The organism is Shewanella sp. Actino-trap-3, assembly GCF_002836275.1.
Taxonomy (GTDB): Bacteria; Pseudomonadota; Gammaproteobacteria; order Enterobacterales; family Shewanellaceae; genus Shewanella; species Shewanella psychromarinicola.
This window is the reverse complement of record NZ_PJCE01000001.1, coordinates 334,756-361,448: the sequence shown is the minus strand read 5'-3', so window position 1 is coordinate 361,448 and position 26,693 is coordinate 334,756. Positions and strand designations below refer to the sequence as shown.

Annotated in this window: 22 protein-coding genes, 1 tRNA gene and 2 pseudogenes; 11 read left to right on the top strand and 14 right to left on the bottom strand. The window is 42.8% G+C overall.

Going from position 1 to position 26,693, the window contains the following annotated elements:
• Positions 1-141: 141 nt before the first annotated feature.
• On the bottom strand, positions 142-1,569 hold the full coding sequence (locus tag CXF80_RS01610) for a L,D-transpeptidase family protein (protein ID WP_101030493.1): 1,428 nt from the start codon (positions 1,567-1,569) through the stop codon (positions 142-144).
• Positions 1,570-2,055: 486 nt separating this feature from the next.
• Here CXF80_RS01610 and CXF80_RS01605 point away from each other — a divergent pair, with 486 nt between their 5' ends.
• Positions 2,056-2,331: an HU family DNA-binding protein gene (locus CXF80_RS01605; protein WP_101030490.1), complete on the top strand. Its 276-nt coding sequence runs from the start codon at positions 2,056-2,058 to the stop codon at positions 2,329-2,331.
• 341 nt (positions 2,332-2,672) lie between these two features.
• Here the strand turns inward: CXF80_RS01605 and CXF80_RS01600 are convergent.
• From CXF80_RS01600 to rnm, 8 genes and pseudogenes are all read right to left on the bottom strand, one after another.
• Positions 2,673-2,758 (bottom strand) — tRNA-Leu (locus CXF80_RS01600).
• 217 nt (positions 2,759-2,975) lie between these two features.
• Positions 2,976-3,305 carry a hypothetical protein gene (locus tag CXF80_RS01595; protein WP_101030488.1) on the bottom strand — a complete coding sequence of 110 codons (330 nt, stop codon included), beginning with the start codon at positions 3,303-3,305 and terminating at the stop codon, positions 2,976-2,978.
• A gap of 193 nt (positions 3,306-3,498) precedes the next feature.
• The gene (rluB, locus tag CXF80_RS01590) at positions 3,499-4,371 is read right to left on the bottom strand and encodes a 23S rRNA pseudouridine(2605) synthase RluB (protein WP_101030484.1); all 873 of its coding nucleotides are present in this window, start codon (positions 4,369-4,371) and stop codon (positions 3,499-3,501) included.
• Between the two features lie 280 nt (positions 4,372-4,651).
• Positions 4,652-5,087 (bottom strand): annotated as a pseudogene (locus tag CXF80_RS01585) (efflux RND transporter permease subunit); the annotation flags it as partial.
• A 428-nt stretch (positions 5,088-5,515) separates the two neighbouring features.
• On the bottom strand, positions 5,516-6,289 hold the full coding sequence (gene scpB, locus CXF80_RS01580) for an SMC-Scp complex subunit ScpB (protein ID WP_232772019.1): 774 nt from the start codon (positions 6,287-6,289) through the stop codon (positions 5,516-5,518).
• Between the two features lie 22 nt (positions 6,290-6,311).
• A complete protein-coding gene (locus tag CXF80_RS01575; protein ID WP_101030480.1) occupies positions 6,312-7,100 on the bottom strand; it encodes a segregation and condensation protein A in 789 nt (262 codons plus the stop codon).
• Between the two features lie 42 nt (positions 7,101-7,142).
• On the bottom strand, positions 7,143-7,760 hold the full coding sequence (locus CXF80_RS01570; protein ID WP_101030476.1) for an L-threonylcarbamoyladenylate synthase: 618 nt from the start codon (positions 7,758-7,760) through the stop codon (positions 7,143-7,145).
• On the bottom strand, positions 7,757-8,617 hold the full coding sequence (gene rnm, locus CXF80_RS01565) for an RNase RNM (protein WP_101030473.1): 861 nt from the start codon (positions 8,615-8,617) through the stop codon (positions 7,757-7,759). Before rnm ends, CXF80_RS01570 begins: the two co-directional genes overlap by 4 nt.
• Before the next feature lie 448 nt (positions 8,618-9,065).
• Between rnm and CXF80_RS01560 the strand changes: the two genes are divergently transcribed.
• The 6 genes from CXF80_RS01560 to trpA are packed head-to-tail and all read left to right on the top strand — an operon-like array spanning position 9,066 to position 15,773.
• Positions 9,066-10,637 carry an anthranilate synthase component 1 gene (locus CXF80_RS01560; RefSeq protein WP_443019079.1) on the top strand — a complete coding sequence of 524 codons (1,572 nt, stop codon included), beginning with the start codon at positions 9,066-9,068 and terminating at the stop codon, positions 10,635-10,637.
• A gap of 29 nt (positions 10,638-10,666) precedes the next feature.
• Entirely contained in the window at positions 10,667-11,269 is a 603-nt protein-coding gene (locus CXF80_RS01555) for an aminodeoxychorismate/anthranilate synthase component II (protein WP_101034639.1), read from the top strand.
• Complete coding sequence (trpD, locus tag CXF80_RS01550) at positions 11,269-12,312, top strand: anthranilate phosphoribosyltransferase (protein ID WP_101030468.1); 1,044 nt, start codon at positions 11,269-11,271, stop codon at positions 12,310-12,312. Before CXF80_RS01555 ends, trpD begins: the two co-directional genes overlap by 1 nt.
• Positions 12,305-13,708, top strand: coding sequence for a bifunctional indole-3-glycerol-phosphate synthase TrpC/phosphoribosylanthranilate isomerase TrpF (gene trpCF / locus CXF80_RS01545; RefSeq protein ID WP_101030464.1), 1,404 nt, complete (start codon positions 12,305-12,307; stop codon positions 13,706-13,708). Before trpD ends, trpCF begins: the two co-directional genes overlap by 8 nt.
• 57 nt (positions 13,709-13,765) lie before the next feature.
• Positions 13,766-14,977: a tryptophan synthase subunit beta gene (trpB, locus tag CXF80_RS01540; RefSeq protein WP_101030461.1), complete on the top strand. Its 1,212-nt coding sequence runs from the start codon at positions 13,766-13,768 to the stop codon at positions 14,975-14,977.
• Positions 14,970-15,773 carry a tryptophan synthase subunit alpha gene (gene trpA, locus CXF80_RS01535; protein ID WP_101030455.1) on the top strand — a complete coding sequence of 268 codons (804 nt, stop codon included), beginning with the start codon at positions 14,970-14,972 and terminating at the stop codon, positions 15,771-15,773. The genes trpB and trpA overlap by 8 nt, the downstream gene beginning before the upstream one ends.
• Positions 15,774-15,876: 103 nt before the next feature.
• Here trpA and CXF80_RS01530 read toward each other — a convergent pair whose 3' ends face one another.
• On the bottom strand, positions 15,877-18,333 hold the full coding sequence (locus CXF80_RS01530) for a hypothetical protein (protein ID WP_101030452.1): 2,457 nt from the start codon (positions 18,331-18,333) through the stop codon (positions 15,877-15,879).
• Between the two features lie 224 nt (positions 18,334-18,557).
• On the opposite strand from CXF80_RS01530, the gene CXF80_RS01525 reads away from it, so the two are divergent.
• Positions 18,558-19,859: a dicarboxylate/amino acid:cation symporter gene (locus tag CXF80_RS01525; RefSeq protein WP_101030450.1), complete on the top strand. Its 1,302-nt coding sequence runs from the start codon at positions 18,558-18,560 to the stop codon at positions 19,857-19,859.
• Between the two features lie 348 nt (positions 19,860-20,207).
• On the top strand, positions 20,208-20,891 hold the full coding sequence (locus CXF80_RS01520) for a LysE family translocator (protein WP_101030447.1): 684 nt from the start codon (positions 20,208-20,210) through the stop codon (positions 20,889-20,891).
• 147 nt (positions 20,892-21,038) lie between these two features.
• On the opposite strand, the gene CXF80_RS01515 is transcribed toward CXF80_RS01520, so the two are convergent.
• The 3 genes from CXF80_RS01515 to CXF80_RS01505 form a co-directional block, all read right to left on the bottom strand.
• Positions 21,039-22,556: a PhnE/PtxC family ABC transporter permease gene (locus CXF80_RS01515; protein ID WP_101030444.1), complete on the bottom strand. Its 1,518-nt coding sequence runs from the start codon at positions 22,554-22,556 to the stop codon at positions 21,039-21,041.
• A gap of 75 nt (positions 22,557-22,631) precedes the next feature.
• Entirely contained in the window at positions 22,632-23,309 is a 678-nt protein-coding gene (locus CXF80_RS01510; RefSeq protein WP_101030441.1) for an ATP-binding cassette domain-containing protein, read from the bottom strand.
• Complete coding sequence (locus tag CXF80_RS01505; protein ID WP_101030438.1) at positions 23,309-24,163, bottom strand: putative selenate ABC transporter substrate-binding protein; 855 nt, start codon at positions 24,161-24,163, stop codon at positions 23,309-23,311. Before CXF80_RS01505 ends, CXF80_RS01510 begins: the two co-directional genes overlap by 1 nt.
• Before the next feature lie 252 nt (positions 24,164-24,415).
• Between CXF80_RS01505 and CXF80_RS01500 the strand changes: the two are divergent.
• Positions 24,416-24,511: pseudogene (locus CXF80_RS01500) on the top strand (DNA-binding response regulator); the annotation flags it as partial.
• A gap of 115 nt (positions 24,512-24,626) precedes the next feature.
• Here the strand turns inward: CXF80_RS01500 and CXF80_RS01495 are convergent.
• Positions 24,627-25,322 (bottom strand): 2OG-Fe(II) oxygenase, encoded by a 696-nt coding sequence (locus CXF80_RS01495; RefSeq protein ID WP_101030435.1) that lies wholly within the window; start codon positions 25,320-25,322, stop codon positions 24,627-24,629.
• A 115-nt stretch (positions 25,323-25,437) separates the two neighbouring features.
• On the opposite strand from CXF80_RS01495, the gene CXF80_RS01490 reads away from it, so the two are divergent.
• A complete protein-coding gene (locus CXF80_RS01490) occupies positions 25,438-26,688 on the top strand; it encodes an HD-GYP domain-containing protein (RefSeq protein WP_101030432.1) in 1,251 nt (416 codons plus the stop codon).
• Positions 26,689-26,693 lie beyond the last annotated feature (5 nt).

The following is a 26,693-nucleotide window of genomic DNA, read 5'->3' as shown; positions in this document are numbered from 1 at the left end:
TGCCCAACTGATGAGTAAATTAAACATTAATGACAATAATTGCAAGTCTGGTCATTTTATCTTGCACAGTAAATGTGCAAATAAAGACTAATCTGTGAGATAGGTCAATGCCTTAGCATAGTGATTAACTTTACTTCATTATTACTGCGTGATCACTTTATCGGTGAAAATAGCATATTGGCCAATCAAACTCACAACGTCAACGGAATCGACATCATAAATATCATCCCGATACTGAGCCACATGTTCATCATCAACCCAAGCTCGCCAGTAAACCAAATGCACAGGTAAAGTAGCAGATAGCGCAAACCACTGAGTTTTATCGTAATTTAATTGCATTCGGTTCCAAATGCGCTTATCAATGATCAAATATCGTGCAAACCAATCCGCTAACAGTTGTACTTTTTCAATCCGCACACACCCCGATGACAAAGCCCGTTGAGATTGGCGATATAATTCAGGATTAGGCGTGTCATGTAGATATACATCTAGATCGTTCTTAAAATGGAATTTATATCGCCCTAGCGAATTAAATGTCCCCGGGCGTTGAACAACCCGATAAGGAAACCGCCCTACGGCAGCCTCCTGCCATTGCTGTGCACTTTTCTCAACTAGGTGACCTTCATAATCAAACACATCAAACTTTTTTTTAGCTAAATAATGGCCGTCTTTATGAATTAGAGGCAACACATCTTTGCGTAATATCTGTCTCGGTACTGTCCAAGTGGGATTAAGTACGATATTTGAAATATTACCCTGCATGACTGGTGTTTGCCTATACGACTTACCCACAATCACTTTCGATTGCAGTACCACTTGATTATCTTCTACTAACACCATGTTGAAAGCGGGAATATTGATCAATAAATATGGTTGAGATAATTGGCTTGAATAAGCGGTTTTTTCCACAAAACTTTTTGCCAATAAGTGGCCGCGCGCTAATGGTGTTTGATTTAACCAAAATAACGTTTTTGGCCCGATAACCGAATCAGGTGTTAAGCCGTGACGGGCTTGAAATCGTTTAACGCTTTGCGCTAGGTCTTCTTTATAGACCACTTCATCCGCAGCATACTCAATAGCGTCGCCTAACAACCATAACCGTTGACGAATCAGTTTAATGCTTTGATGACCATCACCTAGGCGTAACAAACCACCAGGTTCAATAGCTGGCCATGATTGTGTTTGCGATAACCATATAAGTTTACGAAGGTAATTAACAACCCAAAGATAATCATCGACTTCAGGCTCTAAACTAATATTCTTCTCAACAATACTGGCCCCTGAGTTGAGCTTATCAAAAGATAACGGCACATTTTTTTGACGCCAAAAATCAGCGACAGATAACTGAATAATATCGACAGACTCTAGTTGCTCAGATATTGTACCCGCTTGTAGCGTTGTTAAATACTGTTCACGCTCTAATGTCGGTTCTGCAAGATACTGAAGTAAAAGGTTTTGTGTTAAGTTATCAAATTGACTTCGTGCATTCGCCGACAAAAACAGCGAAATAAATAACAGTAGCCATGCTACGCACTTATATCCCCTCACAAAGCCTAAACCACTGTTCATGTTCTTCCCCATCACACTTTTATCTCTACGCTAAGGCATACTCTTATCGCAATCAGCCTATTAATAAAGTTTAAAAATCGATATAACGGACACCGACTATTACTCAATATGGTTTCTTAATCCCATGAATAATGAAAACAACCCTTGTTAACACTCATGGGCACATTTGCAAATGACCATGAGGTGTTAGCCAAACCCGTTAACGATATTACTGCATATAAACAGCATAACGTAATGACTGAGCATACTCTTAAACCACTATTCCAGTATGGCAAATGTTGAGCAGGATTGAATAACAGATACATCTGAGCAACAAAACTTAATACCAAAGCGTTACCTTAGTGTACATATATCAAGCAACATTATAAAAAATAACCAATTAGCATGCGGTTATCATCAAGTTGCTATGAAGGTTAATCCTGAGTTGTTATAAGGGACGTTAGCGTGTACTTAAGCCAGCATTCAGATAATAACTGTGAGACTCTTATGAATAAAAAACAACTCATTCAATCAATGGCAATACAATTGGCCATCCCACAAAACCAAGTTAAGCCGCAATTAGAGCAAATTTTAGCGGTGATTCATCAAGGGCTTACTGAAGGCGAGAAGATTTACATTCCCCAATTTGGCACATTCGAACTGCGTTTTTATTTACCCAAATTAGGGCGTAATCCACAAACAGGTGAAACAATAGACATTGACGGATTTAATCAACCTAGCTTTAAAGCATCACCGGCTTTAAAAACCTTAATCAACACTTAACCGTTAAATCAAGGTGCTAGAGACTATAACTGCAGCAGTAGCGGGAAGACGGTTGAATGCTGGGCTTACTGAAGCCAACGTTAGACATTCAGAGCCTAAGTGCTAGAGTGCTTAGCAGCTAGAGACTATAACTGCAGCATTCAGACCTTACCCGCTCTTATAGCCGCGTAGCGAACTAGCAGGACGAAGTCCGTTCTAGTACCTAGGCTTGTTCGCTTTTATCACTCTCACCATTCAAACGTTTGTTACCATTACAACCAAATTTCCAAATTTCAGACATAAAAAAGCCCCAACTAATGTTGAGGCTTTTTTACACCACTCTCTATTGCTAGAGATTATAATGGTACCCGAGGCCAGACTTGAACTGGCACGCTTATTCAGCGAGGGATTTTAAATCCCTTGTGTCTACCGATTCCACCACTCGGGCAAACTTAGTGTGCTTTGATAGAAAAACATCAACTCACTTAATTTGTTTTACATAAGATAAACTGAGCGGCTTTCGCCTCCCGCTTAACTTGAAGCACACTTTACTGATTTTTTTTGGCCAAGCAACTAAAACATTGATCACATCGAACTGAACGCTTCAAAAAACGCCAATCCGATGTGAAATCCAACAAAACAAAGTGTTTAGCACAGACATCTGATTAGTTGGCTCTCACTGGGGTTAAGCCCTTGCTACGATTAGTCACGGCTTCTTCAATCTCAAAGCCTGCTTCGCTCCACACTTGTGCTTCATCAACATTAAATGATTCTTTAGCCCAAATGGTTGCGGTGTCTAAATTGAAGTTAGCTTTTATCCAACCATCAGATTCAGCAGGTCCAAAGCCCCTTACACGCCAGTTTTGCGCTTGGGTCGAATCAAAGCCGATGGCTTTCCATTGACTAATCTCACGCTCAGACATGCCTTGCCAGCTAGGTACTGATGCACAAGCCACTAAACATAATACTAATAAACCTGACAATAATTTTTTCATACATTCCTGATAATCAACATAAATACCACTGCACATAAACCGTCAAATTACGCATAAGAGATCGTAAATTTTGTGGATCATATCTGAGAATTTTTTTTTGACAAGTAGGATAAGAAAAAATAATTGCCCGTTAAACAAACCACAAAAAAAGGCCGCATCCGCGACCTTATTCACATTAACCTAAATCAAGACATTAGCTACGCTGACGACTTGGTTTTCCATGGTTACCGACCACTTTATGCTTACGCACTGCACGGCGGATTTTAGCGCTTTTAACTTTAGAACGCGCAACACTGTGTTTGTCGGTACCTAAAATTGAACGGGTTTCAGCTTCTAAACCGGCAAGTTTACGTAAGTAGTTTACTTGGTCAATAGTCAGCTCGATCCAGCCACCACGGGGTAAGGTCTTTGGTAATTCAACCATGCCATAGCGCACGCGGATCAAACGGCTGACTTGCACTTCTTGCGATTCCCACAAACGACGGACTTCACGATTACGCCCTTCACTCAGGGTCACATGCCACCATTGGTTGATACCTTCGCCACCAGCAGGTTTGATGCTGTCAAACTTTGCTGGACCATCTTCTAAGGGCACACCATTACGTAGACGCTGTACTGCGACATCTGACACTTCACCAAAGGTACGCACAGCGTATTCACGCTCTACTTCATTCGACGGATGCATTAAACGGTTAGCTAACTCACCATCACAGGTAAATAATAGTAACCCTGAAGTGTTAATGTCTAAACGACCTACCGCAACCCAGCGAGCATCACGCACTTTAGGTAAACGTTCAAACACGGTAGTACGGCCTTCAGGATCTTTGCGCGAACAAATCTCACCTTCAGGTTTATGGTATGCCAGTACACGACAAACAATGTCATCAGCTGATTTTAATGAAATAGCGCGGCCATCGATACGTATTTTGACATCAGCCTCAACACGATCACCTAAACCAGATATTTCACCGTCAACACTAACTCGGCCTGCAGCAATCCATGCCTCCATCTCACGACGGGAGCCATGGCCTGCACGGGCCAAGACTTTCTGCAATTTTTCACTCATTAGCGGACTCTTTAAAGGATTAAATATGAAAAACAAGATGTTAATAACTCTTGTTCCATTATCTTTTTAGGATTGTACCCGCAAGGAGCGCATACAATTTAGAAAAGTGCATCGATTATACGCTGAATGGAGCTGGTGAGCAAAAAATACCAGTGTTTCTCAACTATATCAGTCACGCTTATGCAAAATTGCTGCTTTAAGTGACTTATTAACGAAGAAATGCCGCTGTTAACGAGTCACTTTAATATTAAACACTAGGGCCTAGGCTATACCTGACTAGCTACACCACTAAAGTTACTCGCGACGCAAAACCTAAACCCCAAATGATGGTTATCACCATAGAGCCCAAAAAGGCATCACTGATTAATGGGATCATCCCTAACATAGTGGTGATAGCCGCCATCATCACAGGACGAACACGGCTTACACACGGATCAAGCAGTGCAAATCCAGCGTCCTTACCTTCTTCGCGTTCAAATTGATTTGAGCAACCAATACAATGCCATTTTGATGACTAAGCCAGATAGATTTGATAACTCAAACAACACCCTAAAACTAAGCAGCAAACTCCATATCAATAATCCTGCTGATACGCCAGTAATAGCCAATGGTACAGTGAAGCGGGTAATTAGTGGTTGTCGCACCACATTAAACAGGAACAAGGTGCTTAAAAATATCGCTAAATAGCCTATTGGGATCAAGCTAGAGACAGCCGTTATAGAACAACACAATTCGATTTTATTTCGCTTCGCTAATGGTAAAACCTTTAGCGAAGTGCCACAGGCCTATGATGCTATGCGAGCGGTTAAGGATGATTTATGTACTAACGAGTATTAAATGAGCTTACGAGGCTTCGCTTTTTGGACGAGGTATAGGTTATTTACCGCTGCGTATTTGTCAGCAAGAATTTAAACATGCCAAACGGGTGCGTTTGTTTGCTAAGTGACCACCATATATTAGCGTGTCATTTTTTGTGTATCCATCAAGATGATTTTTAAGCCTCATCGATCAGCGATTTATCGATTATATAGTAAATAATCTACCCGAAAGTGGCCGTTATCAATCACCATAGACACAGCAAAAAGTGTGTCTGTCGCCCACCGGCAATTGATAATAAAATATTATCAGAAGAGACAGCTATTGATTAATGTTGAGTAGCATGATCAGCATCGCGGGAGTTTGGTTCAGCTTGTGCCTCAACCGTATCGCTATTGCCATGATGCTTGTCAGTATGACTGTCCGTTGCAACATGCTTTTCACCTAGGTCCTCCATCTGGACTAGATCAACCGCTTCATTTAGATCAACCGTCTCATCAAGCTCAACAATATCATCAAGCTCAACAATATCATCCATGGCTAACTGGGCTTTTTTAAATAATGCATGTAAAGAATCAACATCCGTTAACGCAGGTAAATCGGCAAGTTTTGTTACATTAAAATAATCAAGAAATGCACTGGTAGTGGCATATAACGCTGGCTTACCGGGCACTTCTTTATGGCCAACCACTTTAATCCACTGGCGATCGACCAAGCTTTTAATAATCTGACTGCTAATAGCAACGCCTCTAATGTATTCAATATCACCACGAGTCACGGGTTGCCGATACGCAATAACGGCCAAGGTTTCAAGTGTAGCCCGCGAATATTTAGGGGCTTTGTCTTGCCACAGTGGTTGTAGATAAGGACTGAGTATTTCTTGAGTTTGGAAGCGATAGCCGCTAGCTACTTTAACCAGTTGTACACCACGTTCTTGATAATCTTGTTGTAATTCATCGAGCGTTTCCTGAATACGCGTCCTCGACACACTAAAATCAGCGAGTACGGTTTCTTTGATGGCTTTTACCGACAACGGCTTAGCTAAGACAAATAAACTGGCTTCTATGAGTTGTTTTAGTTGAATAGGATTAATTGGCTTCATGGATCTCTTCGAATATCGTTAATTAATACGCTTTTACATAAATTGGCGAAAACGGTTCATTTTGCACTAACTCAACTAATAATTCTTTAACCAGCTCCATTAATGCCAAAAAACTCACCACCACACCGGCTCGACCTTCACTCACATCGAACAAGCACTCAAAACCAATGTATTCCGTACTGGATAACTTGGTTAAAATTTGACTCATACGTTCGCGCGTGGATAAGTGTTCGCGCTTAACATGGTGATCTTCGTTGGCATCAATCCGTTTGAGCACTTCCCCAAAGGCACGAGCAATGTCTACAAGTGAAACCTCTGGTGGCACCGTCACCGGTTTAATATCGGGAGCTGCGCTAACAGATGCCTGAAACACATCTCGTTCAATACGCGGTAGCACATCAATATCGGCTGCCGCTTGCTTAATCACCTCATAAGCCTTTAATTGCCTAATGAGTACCACACGGGGATCTTCTTCCTCATCGTCTTCCGTCGCCATTTTGGGCAACAGCAAACGTGACTTAATTTCAGCCAACGTTGCGGCCATGACCAGGTAATCGGCTGCCAGCTCAATCCGCGCTTCGGTGAGGATCTCAATATAGAGTAAATATTGTTGGGTAATTTGTTGGATGGGTAAATCAACCACATCCAATTTTTGTTTGCGGATCAAATAGAGTAACAAATCCAGTGGGCCTTCGAAGGTTTCAAGAAACACTTCTAGGGCTTCCGGCGGAATAAACAAGTCCAATGGCATGCTATCAAGAACTTGACCACGAACCACTGCCAATGGCAGGCTTTGCTGACTGCCTTGCATGTTTATCCTTGACGATTCATCAACGGGGGTTTCCCTCGTTTATTAAAATGTGCTGGTATCGCCAGCGCCTTGACGTAAAATAACCATCTCATCTTCAGACATATCAATTACTGTCGTTTGATTTTCAGGTAAATAACCACCGTGAATAATGCCATCGACTAGATGATCTAAAATATCACGAATATGCTCAGGATCTGACTCGGCAATTTGCTCGTTGGGCATCACCAAACTCGTGGTCATCATAGGTTCATCTAATGCCTCTAGCAACGCCAGCGCAATGACATTATTAGGAACACGAATACCTATGGTGCGTTTTTTGTCACATTGTAAACGACGAGGTACTTCTTTGGTCGCTTTAAAGATAAACGTGTAAGGGCCAGGCGTACAACTTTTCAATAAACGATATGCTTGATTATCAACACGGGCAAAATTGGCCAGTTCAGATAAATCACGGCACATTAATGAAAAGTTTGTATCGTTTTCAATCTGGCGAATACGCGCCATACGCGTCATGGCGTTTTTCTCACCAATCATACAACCTAATGCATAACCCGAGTCTGTTGGATAAACAATGACCCCACCTTGTTTAAGAATCGCTACCACTTGATTAATTAACCGTGCTTGTGGGTTTTCGTCATGGATATAAAAAAATTGACTCATGCTCTTTCCGTCCAATATTGTGATTGCCAAACCCATTCCACACCTTGTGGTTGGAATAAGTTTTTACCTAGCTCGATCCAATTGCTGGGGAAATGAAAGTCGCTCCCCACTGAAGCAAGTAGGTTATTTTGCTTACTTAATGCGATAAGATTATTACGGTCGTCCAACGTTTGTTGGCCTAAAATAACTTCAATCGCATCGCCACCGGCCTCTGCAAATTCACGCACTAAGCGCTTAAGCCATTTGGCCGATAATTTGTAACCGCTAGGGTGAGCTAATACAGCAACGCCACCCGCTTGATGAATATGCTCTATGGCATTGGCCATGTCGCCCCAATTATTGGGTACATAACCTGTTTTACCGCGTGCTAAAAAGCGTTTGAACACGCTCGGCATATCTGATGCGTGGCCATTGTCGGCTAACCATCTAGCATAATGGCCACGACTCAACGCCGCATCGCCAGCAATAGCTTTTGCACCGTCATAGGCGCCTTCTATCCCAGCCTTAGCTAAACGTTCGCCAATTTCTTGGGCGCGCACTTCACGCAATTGCCGTTGGTGAGTTAAAAAACCCAACAATCCAGAGTGAGTAATGTCCAAGTTTAATCCGACGATATGAATATCAAAACTATTCCAACGAGTCGAAATTTCACAACCATTAATTAATAATAATGGTGTGGCATGGGCTTGATTAGCAAGATGCGCTTCTGCTAACCCTGCGACAGTATCATGATCAGTAATTGCAAACATCTCAACGCCTTTTTCAATAGCGCGAGTGAGTAATTCTGTTGGTGTTAATTGACCGTCTGATGCGGTCGTGTGGCTGTGAAGATCGGCCAAGAGAGTCTCTGTAATCATGTGCTTATTGTACAAGAGTAGCGATAAGAATACTGCTTGGATTTATGAATAAATAATGCCAATTGATGAATTCTCTAAGTATAAGTTAGCTGGAGTGCTCAATAAATAAACGAGATTTATCCTGATTGTCATTTTTTGACGACTTTTGAGAAATATTCAATTGACATTAATCTCCAGTTGGGTTTTCCTATAGACATTAAACACAGTTACAACACAGCGATTAACAATGACATACTCTTTAGCTTCATTAAACATTACTTGGTGGTGGCACTTCCCAAATTAACGGGTGGTGTGAAGCTTTGAGCTCATTTTTAAGAGACAAGATTTTACCAGAAAGCCCGCAGAGATGTGGGCTTTTTTGTTATTTGGCTCATTCGATTTTATCACTCGGGTTACACAAGATTAAAGGCCAACAGATGATAAACACAATGACACAGGGAGCGGCCACATAGTGACTACAATCTTGACGACACCAAACCAACTCGCTCAGGTTACGACGCAAAAGCAGACGTTAACCTACCATACGGATCCACTAAAACTTTATCAGCAAGTGACCCATAACGCGCCGCATACCATGCTATTAGAGTCAGCTGAGGTCGAAAGTAAAGACCATTTAAAAAGTATTGTGTTAACCCATGCCGCGATGATGATCCGTTGCGATGGTTATCAACTCACCTTTAGTGCATTGACTCACAATGGCGCCGCGCTGTTAACGCCCATTGCCGGTTTTTTTGGTGATGCACAGCAACAACGCGACAATGAGACACTAATCGTCACGCTGCAAAAGGCCACCGAGTTACAAGACGAAGATGCGCGCTTAAAGTCAACATCTCCGCTTGATGGCTTAAGAATGTTTATCAAACACATTCAAACCAATAATCCGCTACAGTTTGAAGATTTATTTTTAGGGGGCGTATTAGCATATGACTTAATTGATACCGTCGAGCCACTCCCCGCGGCACCCAACGCAAATAATGACTGTCCCGACTACTTATTCTATCTTGCGGAAACACTTATTTTAATTGACCATCAAACCCAACAAGCGGAGATTGTCAGTCATCAATTTGGTCAAGATAACATCATTGCACAACAGCTCGCTCAGCAACTGCAACACGTCATACAACAATGCGCCGAATTAGACGATATTGCTCCCTTTGCGCCAGTAGCAGCCGACGCAGAAGTCAACATCACCGACCAACAATTTAAGCAAACCGTTATTGATTTAAAAGAACACATTGTCGCCGGTGATATTTTTCAAGTGGTGCCATCTCGATGCTTTAGCTTACCTTGTCCTAATACATTAGGGGCTTATCGGGCTTTACGCTTAACCAATCCAAGTCCGTATATGTTCTATTTTAGAGGCCCAGACTTCACTTTATTTGGCGCCTCGCCAGAAAGTGCCTTGAAATATGATGCTGCCAGTAATCAAGTTGAAGTGTATCCCATAGCCGGCACTCGTCAGCGCGGTAAAAATGCCCAAGGTGAGATTGATGTTGACTTAGACAGCCGCATAGAACTTGAGCTGCGTTTAGATAAGAAAGAATTGTCAGAACATTTAATGCTGGTCGATTTAGCCCGTAATGACATAGCCCGCATCAGTCAAAGCGGAAGCCGTAAAGTCACCGAACTATTAAAAGTCGATCGTTACTCGCACGTTATGCATTTAGTTAGCCGCGTCACTGGCCAATTACGTGGAGATTTAGATGCCTTACATGCTTATCAAGCATGTATGAACATGGGCACCTTAGTGGGTGCGCCAAAAGTGCGTGCATCACAATTAGTGCGTCAAGCAGAACAAGCTCGTCGTGGCAGTTATGGCGGCGCAGTCGGTTACCTCAATGGTCTGGGCGACATGGACACCTGCATTGTTATCCGCTCCGCCTTTATTAAACATGATATTGCCCACATACAAGCGGGTGCTGGGGTGGTGTTTGATTCAGATCCACAAGCAGAAGCCGATGAAACGCGTCAAAAAGCCCAAGCGGTGATTTCGGCGATCAAAATGGGAGGTGGACTATGAGCACAACAACCCCACAAGCGACTATGCGGATGAAGTTATATTTACTCGATAATTTTGACTCATTCACCTACAACTTAGTGGATCAATTCCGCAGCCTTGGCTGTGAGGTGATCATTTATCGTAATGATGTTAGTGCCGATTATGTTGCAGAAAAACTGATCAATGAAACCGGTAAAGCCGCATTAGTGCTATCGCCTGGCCCTGGCGCGCCTCACGAAGCAGGCTGCATGATGGAACTCATTGGTAAAGTCGCCGGTAAAGTCCCGATGCTTGGCATTTGTTTAGGTCATCAAGCCATGGTCGAATATTATGGCGGCAAAGTTGAACGCGCGCCGTTTGTGGTCCACGGCAAAGCCAGTCCAACCTTCCATAATGGTGAAGGCGTATTTGCTAATTTACCCTCACCTTTGCCCGTTGCCCGTTACCACAGTTTAGTGGCAACAAAGGTGCCAGACTGCTTGAAAATCATTGCTACCACCGATGAGATGCCAATGGCAATATTGCACCCACAACATCAAGCAATCGGATTTCAATTTCATCCAGAATCGATTTTAACCACTTTAGGTAGCCAGTTACTGACGCAAACATTGGCGTATTTAACCCAAGAGCATACTTTTACCGGAGGCGCATAGTGGATAACCTACAAGCTTTATTCGACCGCCTTTACCAAGGTAGCGCGTTAACTCGCGAACAAATGGCGCAAGTTTTTAGCGCTCTTATCCAAGGTGAGATGCAGCCAGCAGCTATGGCAGGTATGTTGGTGGCGCTTAAAATGCGCGGCGAAACCATTGACGAAATAGCCGGAGCCGCTGATGCTTTACGACAAGCAGCCAAACCATTCCCGCGCAGTGACGCCTCTAAACACAGCGGCATTGTTGATATTGTCGGTACCGGTGGTGATGGCCATAACACCATTAATATTTCAACCACTGCCGCTTTTGTTGCAGCAGCAGCAGGCGCTAAGGTAGCAAAACACGGTAACCGTAGCGTATCAAGTAAGTCTGGTTCATCTGACTTATTGTCCCATTGCGGTATTACGCTCACCATGGCGCCAGATGCGGCAAGCCAGTGTTTAGATAAGCTTGGCTTATGTTTCTTATTTGCGCCCCATTACCATGGCGGGGTTAAACATGCCGTGCCCGTTAGACAAGCCTTAAAAACCCGTACCATTTTTAATGTGCTCGGCCCGTTAATTAACCCTGCAAACCCAGAGTTTATGTTGCTAGGAGTTTACAAACTTGAACTGATTGAGCCTATCGCACACGTGCTTCATGCCCTAGGGGTTAAACGCGCCATGGTGGTGTATGGCAGTGGCTTAGATGAAGTCGCATTGCATGACAATACTCATGTGGCAGAACTAAAAGACGGCGTGGTGCGTACTTACCAACTTAGCCCTGAAGATCTTGGTGTTAACCGCGCAGGTATAGCGCAGTTAACCGGTGGCGAACCGGCTGAAAATGCCTTAATCACCCAAGCCATCTTACAAGGCAAAGGTCTACCCGCTCATCGAGATGCTGTCGCTATTAACGCTGGTTGTGCTTTGTACATCAGCGGCATTTGCGACTCAGTTCAAGCGGGTACTCAGCTAGCACTAGCGACACTTGCCAGTGGTGCAGCCTTTACCTTGTTAACCGAACTAGCTGCCGCGAGCCAAGCTGGAGAAAACCATGAGTAAGCCAGAAAGTAATGTGTTAACCCGCATCATTGAAACTAAAGTGGCGCATATCGCCGCGCTTAAACTGCGTTTTCCAGAAGCCAGTTTACAGCCTAAAATATCTGACCGTAGCTTATATGACGCCCTCAAAGCGCCTAATGCTCAGTTCATTTTTGAATGTAAAAAGGCCAGTCCCTCAAAAGGACTGATCCGTCAAGACTTTGATGTTGAAGCCATCGCAGATATTTATACTCACTACGCCGCTGGCATCTCAGTGCTCACCGATGAACAGTTTTTCCAAGGTGACATGGACTACATTCCCATAGTCCGCGCCAGAGTGACTCAGCCGATTATCTGTAAAGACTTCTTTGTCGACCCTTATCAAGTAAAATTGGCTGCCCACCAAGGTGCTGATGCCATTTTACTCATGCTGTCAGTGCTTGATGATGAACAATATCGTTTATTAGGTAACGAAGCGGCAAAGTATCAATTAGATACCTTAACCGAAGTGAGTAACCAAGCTGAATTGGTTAGAGCCATTGATCTAAATGCACCGATCATTGGTATTAACAACCGTAATTTACGCGACTTAAGCACTGATCTTGCAACCACCGAATTATTAGCTCCGCAGATCCCTGCCGACAGAGTGGTGATTAGCGAATCAGGTATTTACAACCACCAACAAGTCCGCCGCCTAAATCCCTTGGTTGACGGCTACCTTGTTGGTAGTTCAATTATGGCGCAAGACGATATTGATTTAGCTTGCAGACAGCTTATTTTTGGTCACAATAAAGTCTGCGGTTTGACCCAAATTGACGATATTGAAGCAGCAGCCAAAGCAGGTGCAGTATTGGGTGGATTAATTTTTCATTCCAAATCACCAAGAGCGGTTACCCCGGCTCAAGCCAATGATTTAGTAGAACAAATGCAACAGCGTAATATTGGATTAAATATGGTGGGTGTGTTTGTTAATCATCCCATTGCCGATATCGCCTTGTTAGCTCAAACGCTTAATCTTTATGCGGTGCAATTGCACGGCAATGAAACAGAACTTGAAATCAACGAGCTAAGGGTATTACTTGATCATCAGCAACTGAATACTCACATTTGGAAAGCGGTCTCTATTGACAGTAACACCGGCGAGATGAGTGCAAAGCCTGCTGGCGCCGATCGTTATTTATACGACAGCAAGTCAGCACAACAATTTGGCGGTACAGGTCAAACATTCAATTGGCAAACCAGCATCATAGATAAACAACAGGCGATGTTGGCGGGAGGATTAACCCCAAACAATGTTTATCTCGCCAGCCAGCAAGGATTTTATGGGGTCGACCTAAATTCAGGAGTAGAATCTACCCCTGGGCATAAAGACCACCAACAACTGATTGCCGCCTTTGCACAATTACGCCTTAATTAGCGAGCAGTTGCGAACAATTTATTGACATTATTACACTATGATTCACTGGGAAATTTTATGACCAAGCTCAAGCTTAACCCTTATTTCGGCGAATATGGCGGTATGTACGTACCACAAATTTTAGTCCCTGCATTAAAACAACTTGAAACAGCCTTTATCGAAGCGCAACAAGATGAAAGCTTTATCGCTGAATTTACCGACTTGTTAAAAAACTATGCCGGACGCCCAACGGCGCTAACACTTACCCGTAACTTAAGTCCGAACCCTTTGGTGAAAATTTACCTGAAGCGTGAGGATTTGCTTCACGGTGGCGCCCATAAAACCAACCAGGTATTGGGTCAAGCGCTGTTAGCTAAGCGTATGGGCAAAAAAGAAATCATTGCTGAAACAGGCGCAGGACAACACGGCGTAGCCACTGCCCTAGCCTGTGCCCTTTTAGGCTTAAAATGTAGAGTCTATATGGGCGCCAAGGACATTGAACGTCAATCGCCGAATGTTTTTCGGATGAAATTAATGGGCGCTGAAGTTATTCCGGTTACCTCAGGTTCATCAACCCTAAAAGATGCTTGCAACGAAGCCATGCGCGATTGGTCAGGCAGCTATGATAAAGCGCATTACTTGCTGGGTACTGCAGCCGGGCCGCATCCATTCCCGACAATTGTGCGAGAATTCCAACGTATGATCGGTGAAGAAACTAAAAAACAAATTCTTGAAAAAGAAGGTCGCTTACCCGATGCCGTTATTGCTTGCGTTGGCGGCGGTTCAAATGCTATTGGCATGTTTGCCGATTTTATTGATGAACCGTCAGTAGAATTGATTGGTGTGGAACCTGCTGGTAAAGGTCTCGATACCGCTATGCACGGCGCGCCGCTTAAACACGGTAAAACCGGTATTTTCTTTGGGATGAAGTCACCTTTAATGCAAAACAGCGACGGTCAAGTTGAAGAGTCTTATTCTGTTTCTGCCGGGCTTGATTTCCCATCGGTTGGTCCACAACATGCACATTTGAATGCCATTGGTCGTGCACGCTATGAATCAGCAACTGATGATGAAGCACTGGATATGTTCCAAAAACTCGCGCGATGCGAAGGGATTATCCCCGCATTAGAATCTGCCCACGCTCTTGCCTATGCGGTACGCATGGCCGAAGAAGCCACTAAAGAAACGATTTTAGTGGTTAATCTATCTGGGCGTGGCGACAAGGATATATTCACTGTGGCAGATATTTTAGAGGCCAAACAAAAACAACAGGAGAGCGGCAATGAGTAACCGTTATCAAGCAACATTTGCTGCACTAAAAAAACAACACAGAGGCGCGTTTGTTCCTTTTGTCACTATTGGCGATCCGAGCCCTGAATTATCGTTGAAAATTATCCAGACCTTAGTTGATAATGGCGCTGATGCGCTTGAATTAGGCTTTCCTTTTTCAGATCCATTAGCCGATGGCCCCGTCATACAAGGCGCAAATTTACGCTCATTGGCTGCAGGCACTAAACAAAGTGATTGTTTTGACATCATCACCAAAGTACGGGCGCAATACCCAGATCTACCTATCGGATTATTGTTGTATGCCAACTTAGTTTTTGCCAATGGTATCGATGCATTTTATGCCAAAGCACAAGCTGCCGGTGTGGATTCAGTGTTAATTGCCGACGTGCCAGTTGAAGAATCTGAACCCTTTAGTCAAGCTGCAAAAGCACATGCTATTGCGCCAATCTTTATCGCTCCGCCAAATGCTGACTCTGACACCCTAAAACTGGTCAGTGAACAAGGTGAAGGTTATACCTACCTATTATCACGTGCCGGCGTTACGGGTACTGAGTCAAAAGCCGGTGAGCCAATTGAAAATATTCTCACACAACTCGTCGAGTTTAATGCCCCACCGCCACTATTAGGCTTTGGTATTGCCGAACCAGAGCAAGTCCGCGCCGCCATCAAGGCTGGCGCCGCGGGGGCAATTTCAGGTTCTGCGGTGGTTAAAATTATTGCCGCTCATCAACACGATGAAGTCACATTACTAGCAAAAATGGCTGAATTTACCGTTGCAATGAAAGCGGCAACCTAGAAGTATTTATAATTGGTGTTATCAACAAAAACAAAAAAGGCGCTTTAAGCGCCTTTTTTAATGGGTGTTCCCTAACGCAATGGTTAGAGTCACTATCAATCGATTATAGAATGGTCACACCGATTGATACCACTTGGGTGATTAAACCATTTGGTGATTCCACTTCAACAATAAAGACCCCTGTATTAGGTTCATCTTCACCTTTTAGCGTTGTGCTGAACTGACGTCCACCATTGTAGTTAGAACTTGGCCAAGTAAATTCGCTGGTGCTGACAACAGAACCGGCAGAGGTCTTGAATCTCACAATCGAACCGGCGGGCATTTGCTGATTATGCAAGTCAGAGATGGTAAATGTTGCAGTAGCAGAGCCTTTACCAACAATAGTGATACTACCGCCAGTATGAGTTCCAGTGCTATCTGCAATGACAATATTACTTGAGTCCGTAGCAAAAGCAGTACTACCAGACATCACCATGACTAAACTACGACGCACAAATACAGACCGAGAGTCTGATGCAGTAGCACAAGCTGAATGAACAGGTTCAGAGCAAAGCACACCATTATATTTGCGGTCTTTGAGGTCAAATACTCCATTAGCGTTAAAATCAACTAACTCTTCTAACGTACCACCATCCTGACCACCAGACTGTTGCGGATTAAACAACCCATCTTCGTTATAGTCATTAAAGGCATCATTTAAATCAAATAACTGACCAGTTACATCTTTACCGGTTAAAAACGTATCGGCTTCAGTGGCATCAAAACGACCATTACCATTGAGGTCAGGGAATGACTCTTCACCAATAGCCGATGCAGTAATCGTTGCACGGCCACCGTATTTTTGACCGTAAATATTACCATAAACCTCAAGAGTCGAATCATATGCTAACAGCGCACTTGGATTACGGAACATTGCACCCGCACCATTGAGTAACATTTCACCTTCAGGTCGAGGAAGCTGACTTGTCCAAGAGACCGAACACGCACCTTTTACGGTTTGACATGCATCTTCAATAGAGCCACCTTCAGTGGTAAAAGATACTGTCGTCCCATCGGGTACAGGGTTGTTAAACGCATCGGCCATCCGAGCAGTAACCTTGACAATCGTCCCGTCTAGATCCCAACCTTCAGCATTAAGTACTTCAGCCGATAACGAAAAACTGTCTTGGTCAGGAATACCCGTTGATATAATCAACTGACTTGATTGGCTAGAAATAGCAGGGATTGAGCCATTATCTACCGTCGCGGTAACACGCAGTGATGTTGCAACAGTACCGGTAGTGACGACAGTTTGTACCACACCGCTGTTATCGGTTGTGGCTTGCAATGGATCAATTTTGACGCCACCAATAGTGGTGTTGAGTTTAAAAATCACATTTTGGTTGGTAACCACATTGCTATTTTTATCGAGTACTTTAAATTTAACCACTGATGATTCATCACCTCCAGTGCCTAAAATACTAATGTTTTGAGGAGCGGCTGATACAAACACAATACTACCGACATCAGCCTGCAGTACATTAATAGTCCCAGCAGCAGATAAACTTATTCCACCCGCATTGGCTGTTACATTGATTTGATCTTCACCAACACAACCTTCGGCACGATATGTTGAGGTTGCAACCCCATTGCTTGATGAAACTGGAGAACTAATCACGGCTTGCGCTGGACTTTTTGTCGCACATGTTGAAGAGAAGTTCACATCAACAGGTTGGGTAAAAGGATTGCCTTGATCATCTTGAATCAGCACTGAAATCGTTGCAGTCCCACCCGCAGAAAGATCTGTTGCACTAACCGCCGCCACACCTTGAACAAAAGGTGTGCCACTGCCCATGACAACATCGGTCGCACCAACGACAACAATTGTTGAACCGATTTCATTAGTCGAGAGCGATGCCGTGGCTTCTCCAGCGCCTAAAGAACTGCCTGCATAGATATCGACTGTCGCTTTGCCTTGTGCATTGGTGACGGCCGTTTTAACCGGTAAATCACCTATCGGGCTATCAAAGGTCACAATTACCGCCTTAGAAAGCCCACTAACGGTCGCCGTTAATTTGCCTGGTGATAATGTGTTAATCGATTGTATTGCGTTACCGTCTTCATCGGTTAGTACCAATGAGACTTGGGCACCACCACCTGCTACGCCACCGTCACCGGCCATAGTCACGTTAAGCGAATTAGTCTCGCCAGATGTAATGGTCGCACTAATGGTTGCGCCAGTGTTTATTGCCGCAGAATTTAACTGTACAGTAGCAACACCATCAGCATTAGTTGCGACTTCACCCGTACCGGGAGAAAAGGTGCCGTATTCAGCATTATTTAATGAAAAAGAAACTAAAGTGCTAATAGCTGCACCCGTTGAGTCTTTCACTATTGCGGTAATAATCGCAGGTTCAGCAACTGAAATTTGATCATTGTCGATACTTAACGCAATAGATATAGTCGGATCAGGAGTTGTCCCACCTCCGGTTCCATCATCGGTTATACCGCCACCGCCGCCACATGCGACGATAAAAAATGTACATAAAAGTGCTAAATAAACTTTATATGCTGACTTCATTGTCAGGCTCCCTGTTACATTAAGGTAAAACTTAAGAATTATTATAGTTTGTTATAGATTAACAATACGCAGACATCGTGTAACCTTAGCATAACTCTACTATTTTCTTCGCTACTTATCCGCTAAAACTTTCACTTTAAGACCATTTCCTAAGTTATCAATTCCTGCTAGTCTTTAGCGCATTAAATAAAGGCATAAAATAATATGATTAGAAGGAACACTCTGTGAGTAAACAACTTAAGCTCGGGCTCACGAGCAAAATTTTAATAGGTATGGCTGCAGGCATTATTTTAGGCCTGTTGTTAAGGAATGTGTTTCCAGATAGTCAATTCATTGAAGAATACATTACTAATGGTTTTTTACATGTGATCGGCACGATCTTTATTTCGAGTTTAAAAATGCTCGTTGTTCCATTAGTGTTCGTTTCACTAGTGTGTGGAACAAGTTCGTTAAGTGATCCCTCTAAATTAGGTCGCTTAGGAGGCAAAACCATTGCCTTTTATTTATTCACCACAGCAATCGCGCTCTCCATCGCGATTTTAGCCGCGGTAATTATTCACCCTGGTAATGCAAGTCTGGCAAATAATGCGCTAGAATTTACGGTTAAAGATGCACCTAGTTTGTCTGAGGTACTGATTAATATCGTCCCCACAAACCCAATGCGAGCCATGAGCGAAGGCAATATGCTGCAGATCATCATCTTTGCGGTAATTTTTGGATTTGCTATCGCGCATATCGGTGATAAAGGCTCTCGTGTTGCATCATTTTTTAACGATTTAAATGATGTGATCATGCGAGTAGTGACATTAATTATGCAATTGGCGCCTTATGGTGTTTTCGCATTAATGGCCAAACTGAGTTTAACCCTAGGATTAGAAACCTTCGGCAGCGTAGTCAAATACTTCTTCTTAGTGGTAGCAGTGCTATTTATACAAGGGCTTGTTGTTTACCCTACTCTACTAAAACTATTTTCAGGCCTCAGTCCGTTAATGTTTTTGCGTAAAATTCGCAATGTGCAACTGTTTGCATTTAGTACGGCAAGCTCTAATGCAACATTACCCGTTACCATTGAAACCGCCGAACACCGAATGGGTGTCGACAATAAAATTGCCTCTTTTACGCTGCCACTAGGTGCCACACTCAACATGGATGGCACCGCCATTATGCAAGGTGTTGCAACGGTATTTATTGCCCAAGTATATGGTATTGACCTTAGCATCATGGATTATGCCACGGTCGTGCTCACGGCTACACTGGCCTCTATCGGTACGGCGGGTGTGCCTGGTGTAGGCCTTATTATGCTGGCATTGGTATTAAACCAAGTAGGTTTGCCGGTTGAAGGTATTGCCTTGATTATTGGTGTCGACAGAATGCTAGACATGATCCGCACTGCGGTGAATGTAACGGGTGATGCTGTGGCTACCGTCATCATAGCTAAATCTGAGGGTGAATTTAACGAAGAAATATTCAATAATTCACAAGCAGGTAAAAAGTTTGAAGAGCAAGTGCTTAATGACAAAAATTAACGCATAGCTTTCGTTATATAAAAAAGCGCTAATTTAGCGCTTTTTTATTATCTTTTTTCAGCATAAATATGCCATTATCATCAACTTACATTGATATAACGACTAGTGTCGCCTGTTTTAGTTAACCTCAGTTCGAGATAATAGATGGGACATGAGATAAATCAGCAAAAGCTAATTTATGCATAATCCACTCTATCAAACTTGTCATTTGTTTTACTAACTAAGGCCGACTGCAAGTCAATCGCGGAGCGATTTCAAGTCAATGTCACACAAATAGCAGGACAACAAGTTGTTTGATTACCAATTATTGTCCCGAGCTAAGGCTAATTAACAACAAACGGAATAAATATGGACATGACTTTATTGGCAAGTTTAGCGGTTATTCACATTGTGGCATTAATGAGCCCTGGACCAGATTTTGCCATTATCGTCAAAATGGCCACACAGCAAACACGCTTAACCGCGCTTTATTGCGCCCTAGGCATTGCCGTCGCCATCTTAGTTCACACCTTTCTATCTTTGATGGGCATAAGTGTGATGATCCAGCAATCCCATGTTGCCTTTATGGCAGTACAACTGATCGGTAGTAGCTATTTAGCATGGATGGGGTACGGAGCACTCAAATCAGCCCTAACCAGTATCATCAGCAAACGACGTACTGCAGACATATCCATATCACCGACTCAACATAATATGGCGAAGAATACTCGGATGTCGTCGTTAACAGGATTTAAAGTCGGCCTATATACCAACCTACTGAATCCTAAGGCGCTGATCTTTTTTATTACCTTATTTTCAGTATTGATTACGCCGCAAGTCAATGACTCGACAAAAGTAGCCGCGACAATATTATTATTTATCTTGTCATTAGCATGGTTTAGTTTATTAGCGCTCATTTTATCTAAACCTCGGGTACAGCAGAAATTACTTGCAGCCAACAGCATTATTGATTTACTTGTAGGGGTTATTTTTATTGCCGTTGCCGTGACCATTGCTAATAATATTCTCCATCAAATTATTAGCCAATTTTGAACATCATATTGTCGATATAACTTGCACAAGCAGATGACATCTCACATCTAATGAGTAAACGAATTAAGCATTCGCTACGTTACTCGCACATTCATCAGTTGTTAGCGATAACAACATCAAGCCAATCGACTTCATCATGGAATGATTTTAGCAAGCCTGTATACGATTTTGAGGATAACGCAATAATCTACGCGCCAGATAATCCACTACGACGTTTAGCCCCGCAGTGAAAACCAATAATAACAAGGCTCCACTAAAGCGAATTTCAGAAAAATTACTGTCCACATAAAATCCTAACGTCATCACGCCGAGCATACCTAAAATAGCGGTTTCACGGATAATCACTTCAAAACGGTAAAACAACAATCCCATAAAATGGGGGTATATGGTAGGAATAACCAGATAACTATATTGGTCAACCCTTGGCTGATAAGTGAGCGGCACACTAACCTTGTCAGCTTGGCGCGCCATTAAAAAGACCATTAGGCCACTATTATGTAATGCCAACGCGATAATCGCTGGCAACATCGAAGGTCCTAATAACATCATAAACACAAAGGCCAACAAATATTCTGGCAGCGAACGTAATATTAAATTCACAGCACGCATGAGCAGAATAACCGCTTTGGGCATCATTAATCGAGTGTTTAGAGGCAGTAATATCATGGTCAATATATGAGTTAGCCCTAAGGCACAAAAAGCCAGTACTAAGGTAGCAATCATCCCAGGAATGACTTGCTGGCTTATTAAGTTATAACTCCAGTCAAATACCTTCGACAGGTTATCAGGTGTAAACCAGCTTAAGAAGGCTTGCCCTTGCAGCATAGGCGGTAAAACATCAACACTGATAAAACGCCAAATAAGTTGCGCGTCGATAACCGGTATGGGGGGTAAGAAATATACCGCAAGAGGTAAATACAGCCAAAGCATAAGCGGCTTAGCCCAGAAACGTATACTTCCGATTAATAGCACAAATAAGATTAATAACGCACCGCCTTGCTGATAATGCCCTTGGCGAAAAGCCGATTCTAAATAAAAGCCTAGTGTCGGCATGCCAATAAAACCTAATACCGCACTACTGCGAAGCGCACATTCGAAACGGTACCGGATATAATCGACAATCTGCGGATACATGTGCATCCAGCGACCATATATAAATGCCGACAGTTTATCGGTGCCCTTAGGCAGTGAAAATAAGGTATGCATTGGCGCTTGTTGTAAAATATCAGCAAACACACGGGCAAACGTAGCAGCATAAGGAAGCGCAATGGCTAAAATGCCGGTAATGGCTGAAAGACCAAATATTTGTAAAAATATCAACGCCCAAAATATCTCATGAATAGCACGGATAAATGCACACATTGCCGCAATCAAAGGATGTTGATACCACAATGCCAGTGGAAACCCCAATAGCAACCCAATCGTGATCCCAAGCAGCGCAAAACTGATGGTTTGCCACAGAGCATCAAGCAAATACTCTGTCGCAAAAAAGTCAGGATGAATAAAGCCTTGCATCATACGCCCAAGCTCAGTCCAAGGTTCGAGCGCAATGATTTCTGTATCAGCAAAAAACCAACACACAGATACCATCAATAAAAGTAACACAGTGATTTTCTGCCAGTGACCCACAAAAGAGCGGCCACTAAAAGTCATGGTTTTAGGCATAATAGAAGAGGCTGTTACAGAATGATAAAAAGTCGGTTATAAAAAATGTGCTTAGCAACATCGACATGCTCATATTTATGCCACATCATGTTTTGGTACATCAGATAATGCGTAATGCTGAGACAAATAAGCCAGAGATAATTGATCGGCTTTATCATCTAGGGCCACTTTGCCATCGCTGATCACGATAATACGGTCAAAATGTGCTAACGCTAATTCGGCATCATGCAACACACAAATCACACTCTGATGTGTTTGCTTAATCAAGCTTAATAATCGTAAGCCCATTAATGGGTCTAACGCAGAAAAGGGCTCATCACCCATAAATATAGTTTGTTGTTGAAATAACGATCTGGCTAATGCCACACGTTGACGTTGGCCGCCCGACAATTCGCTGACTTTTTGTTGCAGCGGCACCGCTAACTCTAATTGCTGACAAAGAACGGCTATTTGTTGTTGTGGTTTGCTAAATGGCAACAGCAAATTAGCCAAATTATACCAACGAGAATAACGCGCTAACCCACCAATAAACACATTATGATATATCGACAAATTATCAACCAGCCCTTGTGCTTGAGAACACAAACACGTTTGCTCAGACAGTTGTTGATATAAGTAATGCAACAGCGTGGTTTTACCCATGCCAGAAGGGCCTAAAATGGCCACATGCTCATTTGCTTTAAATGACAAGTTAACCTTAGGTAAAATAATTTTCTGGCTATAACCTAAATCAACATCAGTCAACGACAACATTAATCAAGCATTCCGATTGTTTTCGCGACACGCTCAATAGGTTCATAGTCCTTGTTTTGGGCAGGTACAAACGATTGACGCGGAAAGCTGGCTAATAAATCCTTATCCGTCATCCCAATTAAGACTTGGGTTAACTTTTCTTTAAAACCTTCACCAAAGGCATTATCTACACCAGCACGGACAGTCCATTGATAATCGGGATAGCTAGGGCTTTCCCAAATCACCTTAACTTTGCTGGTATCAACCTCACCTTTTTCAACGGCTGTGTCCCACACTTTATAATTAACCGCACCCACTTGGTATACACCGGCTTCAACTTGGCTAATGGTACGACTGTGATCACCCGAGAAGCCAATACGTTTGAAAATCTTTTCAATCGGCTTATCTAAGTTGCGCTCAATAAAATACTGCGGCATTAAACGCCCTGAAGTTGAATCTTTAGAGCCAAATGTAAAGGTATAATCATTGAGTAAAGGGAAACTCTCTGAAGGGGTAATGTCAGTAGAATGATGAGCAATCAAATAACTCTTGAAAGACTGATCTTCAAATCCTTGTGCTATCGCCTCTGAACCGGGCACTAAGCGGCGCGCCTGCACACCCGATAAACCGCCAAACCATGCAAGTTGTACCTGATTATTACGAAAGGCAGTTACTGCAGCTGAGTAAGACTTTACCGGGATATACTTCACGTCCACGCCCAATTGCTCAGACAAATAAACGGCCACTTTATCAAAGCGAGTACGAAGCTGACTTTCATCTTCATCGGGTATAGCAGTAAAGGTAAAGGTTGCACTCAATGCAAACGTCGAAAATAAGCTTAAAAAACTTGCTGATAATAAGTGGGTTAGTTTCATTTCAATCTTGGACGGTAGTTTATCAATGCGGCTATTCTACCGTACCTGATCCTTGATTACATCGAAAAGCGAATTCAATGTGAAAAACATAAGCCAAAATAGCAGTTAAAATAACGCTGATTATTGTCACTATCGCAACAAAACACTATATAAAGGCCACTATAAGCCTTTTCAATACTCAACCAGACCAACTTGTCAGCTAATATCAACACAACAAATTTCAAAATAGTGACGGTTCAACAAGGATCAATTATGCGCATATTAGTCATTAAAGAGGATCCTATTTTGTCACATCACTTACCAGTGCCGTTATCAACTCTGGGTAATCAAGTGCAAGTGGCGCTAACCGTATAAGCCTAAGCACCTAAGCAACTAAGCACCTAAACACCTAAACACCTAAACACCTATCCGTATAAGCATCTAAGCATATAATGCTATCACTCGCTTTACCCGACAGTAATCGCTAACTTAATGGCGCATAAAGCTGCTCGGCACGATTAAACATCACCCACGAAGTGGCAATATACTTATCATTGCTAATGGGCACATTACCACGATGACTATGAGTAAAACCGGCAGGTGCTATCACCATGGTGCCTTTTTTAGGGCTTATTTTTCGTTGCTGATAGTAAAACTCCGTTTGACCCCCCACTTCCACATCATTGAGATAAAACATATATAACACCACCCGATGAAGTGCTTCATTATGGCCATTCTGTGGAAACTGCTCTGAATGCCAATGTGGATAGCCACCAACACCTTGCTGATAATGCTGCACATTGATGGTACCACTGCGATACAGGTACTTAGTTAACGCCGCCGCCCTTGGTTGACCCAATGCCGCAAAATTATCAGGTGTTAAGGTTTGTGGTTGACCGTTTTCATCAGTCACTTGCACTGACACCGCCCCCATTAAAGTTAATGAATACTGAGTAAAATAGTTGCTGATGTGAGTAAACGTCGCCGCTAATAGTTCGTTTTTTAATTCGGCTAAATCATCACAAGCATCTAACATTAAATCACGGCTGCGTTTTTTTTCGGTATCGACACCAGCACCCGTATGGCCAGGACCCACACTCGGATGCGTTTCAAATGCCGCAATTAAGCGATCGCATAAATCATTACTTATCGCATTGGGATATACTTCAATAAAATCCATAGGGAGTAACTATTGTTAATAAATTTATAGTAGTATGCTGCCACGCAATTTAAGTGCCTGTAAAGGGCAATGCATAACATAGCTCATTGTTCTTCAAAGTAACTATCGATTGAATATGAAAAAAAACCAAAAAATCTCTGTTGAACAATTACAAGTTGGTACCTTTATCCGCTTGCCGATTTCCTGGAAAGACCACCCTTTCCTGTTTAGCAGTTTTAAAATTAAAGACGCGGCACAAATCGAACTTATCAAAGGCTTAGGTCTAAAAGATGTTTTTTTTGATCCCGAAAAGAGTGATGTTGAACCTGTAACGTCCCAGAATGCCAACATTCCAAAACCCGACGAGCAGGCCCTAAACGCACTAAAAGAACAAATGATCAGCCAGAAGTCGGCCAAAATAGATGAGCAACAAAAGCTTAAACGAGATTTAAAGAAAACCGAACAACAATTTAATCGCTCAGTGTCGATGATGCGTTCAATGGTCTCTAAAATCAGTAGCCGGCCACTCAATGCGGTCAGTGAAGTGAAAGACCTCATCAGCAACATGACCAACATGCTACTTAATAGCGACAATTTAGCCTTGCATTTAATGGGCGATGCTAAAAATGATGAGCATATTTATCACCATTCACTCAACGTCGCCATGTTAAGTATGTTAACCGCAAAAGAGCTAGGCTGGAGTCGCGAAGAAGTTGAAATTATTGGTATTGGTGGGTTATTTCACGATATAGGTAAATTAAAAGTACCCAGCAATATCCTCAATAAACGACTGGCGCTAACCACACCTGAACAAAATTTTATTAAACAACATCCGCTGATGGGTATTAACTTTTTAAAACTGGCTGACAGTTTTCCGGATGAAGCCAAACCGTTAATCGCTAATCACCACGAGTTTTTAGATGGCAGTGGCTACCCACAAGGGCTCAAAGCCGACAAGTTAGACAAGCTGTCACAGTTGATCGCGGTGGTTAATGAATACGACAACCTGTGTAATGGAACCAACCAAATCAAGGGGAAACCGCCCAGTATCGCCTTGGGGTTGTTGTATAAAAATTATAAAGGTAAATTAAATACTGAATACATTAGTAAACTAATCAAAATATTAGGTGTTTACCCGCCTGGCAGTATTATTGAGTTATCCAGTGGCCAATTTGCGATGGTTATGTCGGTAAATTTACAGAAGCTGTTGTGCCCTAATATTGTGGTTTACGATCAACTGGTACCCAAAGATTTAGCCCCCATCATTAGCTTACAAGATGAAGGCCTGAGTATTGTCCGCAGTCTACCTGCCGCAGCATTGCCTGAAAAAATCCATAAATACTTAAATCCTAGAGAAAAAATTAGCGTAGGTATTGGCCAAAACTAGTGGGC

Coding starts and splice junctions, on each gene's coding strand:
- CXF80_RS01610 (WP_101030493.1), bottom strand. CDS start 1,569: ATGAACAGTGGTTTAGGCTTTGTGAGGGGATATAAGTGCGTAGCATGG.
- CXF80_RS01605 (WP_101030490.1), top strand. CDS start 2,056: ATGAATAAAAAACAACTCATTCAATCAATGGCAATACAATTGGCCATC.
- CXF80_RS01595 (WP_101030488.1), bottom strand. CDS start 3,305: ATGAAAAAATTATTGTCAGGTTTATTAGTATTATGTTTAGTGGCTTGT.
- rluB (WP_101030484.1), bottom strand. CDS start 4,371: ATGAGTGAAAAATTGCAGAAAGTCTTGGCCCGTGCAGGCCATGGCTCC.
- scpB (WP_232772019.1), bottom strand. CDS start 6,289: ATGAAGCCAATTAATCCTATTCAACTAAAACAACTCATAGAAGCCAGT.
- CXF80_RS01575 (WP_101030480.1), bottom strand. CDS start 7,100: ATGCAAGGCAGTCAGCAAAGCCTGCCATTGGCAGTGGTTCGTGGTCAA.
- CXF80_RS01570 (WP_101030476.1), bottom strand. CDS start 7,760: ATGAGTCAATTTTTTTATATCCATGACGAAAACCCACAAGCACGGTTA.
- rnm (WP_101030473.1), bottom strand. CDS start 8,617: ATGATTACAGAGACTCTCTTGGCCGATCTTCACAGCCACACGACCGCA.
- CXF80_RS01555 (WP_101034639.1), top strand. CDS start 10,667: ATGAAGTTATATTTACTCGATAATTTTGACTCATTCACCTACAACTTA.
- trpCF (WP_101030464.1), top strand. CDS start 12,305: ATGAGTAAGCCAGAAAGTAATGTGTTAACCCGCATCATTGAAACTAAA.
- trpB (WP_101030461.1), top strand. CDS start 13,766: ATGACCAAGCTCAAGCTTAACCCTTATTTCGGCGAATATGGCGGTATG.
- trpA (WP_101030455.1), top strand. CDS start 14,970: ATGAGTAACCGTTATCAAGCAACATTTGCTGCACTAAAAAAACAACAC.
- CXF80_RS01530 (WP_101030452.1), bottom strand. CDS start 18,333: ATGAAGTCAGCATATAAAGTTTATTTAGCACTTTTATGTACATTTTTT.
- CXF80_RS01520 (WP_101030447.1), top strand. CDS start 20,208: ATGGACATGACTTTATTGGCAAGTTTAGCGGTTATTCACATTGTGGCA.
- CXF80_RS01515 (WP_101030444.1), bottom strand. CDS start 22,556: ATGCCTAAAACCATGACTTTTAGTGGCCGCTCTTTTGTGGGTCACTGG.
- CXF80_RS01510 (WP_101030441.1), bottom strand. CDS start 23,309: ATGTTGTCGTTGACTGATGTTGATTTAGGTTATAGCCAGAAAATTATT.
- CXF80_RS01505 (WP_101030438.1), bottom strand. CDS start 24,163: ATGAAACTAACCCACTTATTATCAGCAAGTTTTTTAAGCTTATTTTCG.
- CXF80_RS01495 (WP_101030435.1), bottom strand. CDS start 25,322: ATGGATTTTATTGAAGTATATCCCAATGCGATAAGTAATGATTTATGC.
- CXF80_RS01490 (WP_101030432.1), top strand. CDS start 25,438: ATGAAAAAAAACCAAAAAATCTCTGTTGAACAATTACAAGTTGGTACC.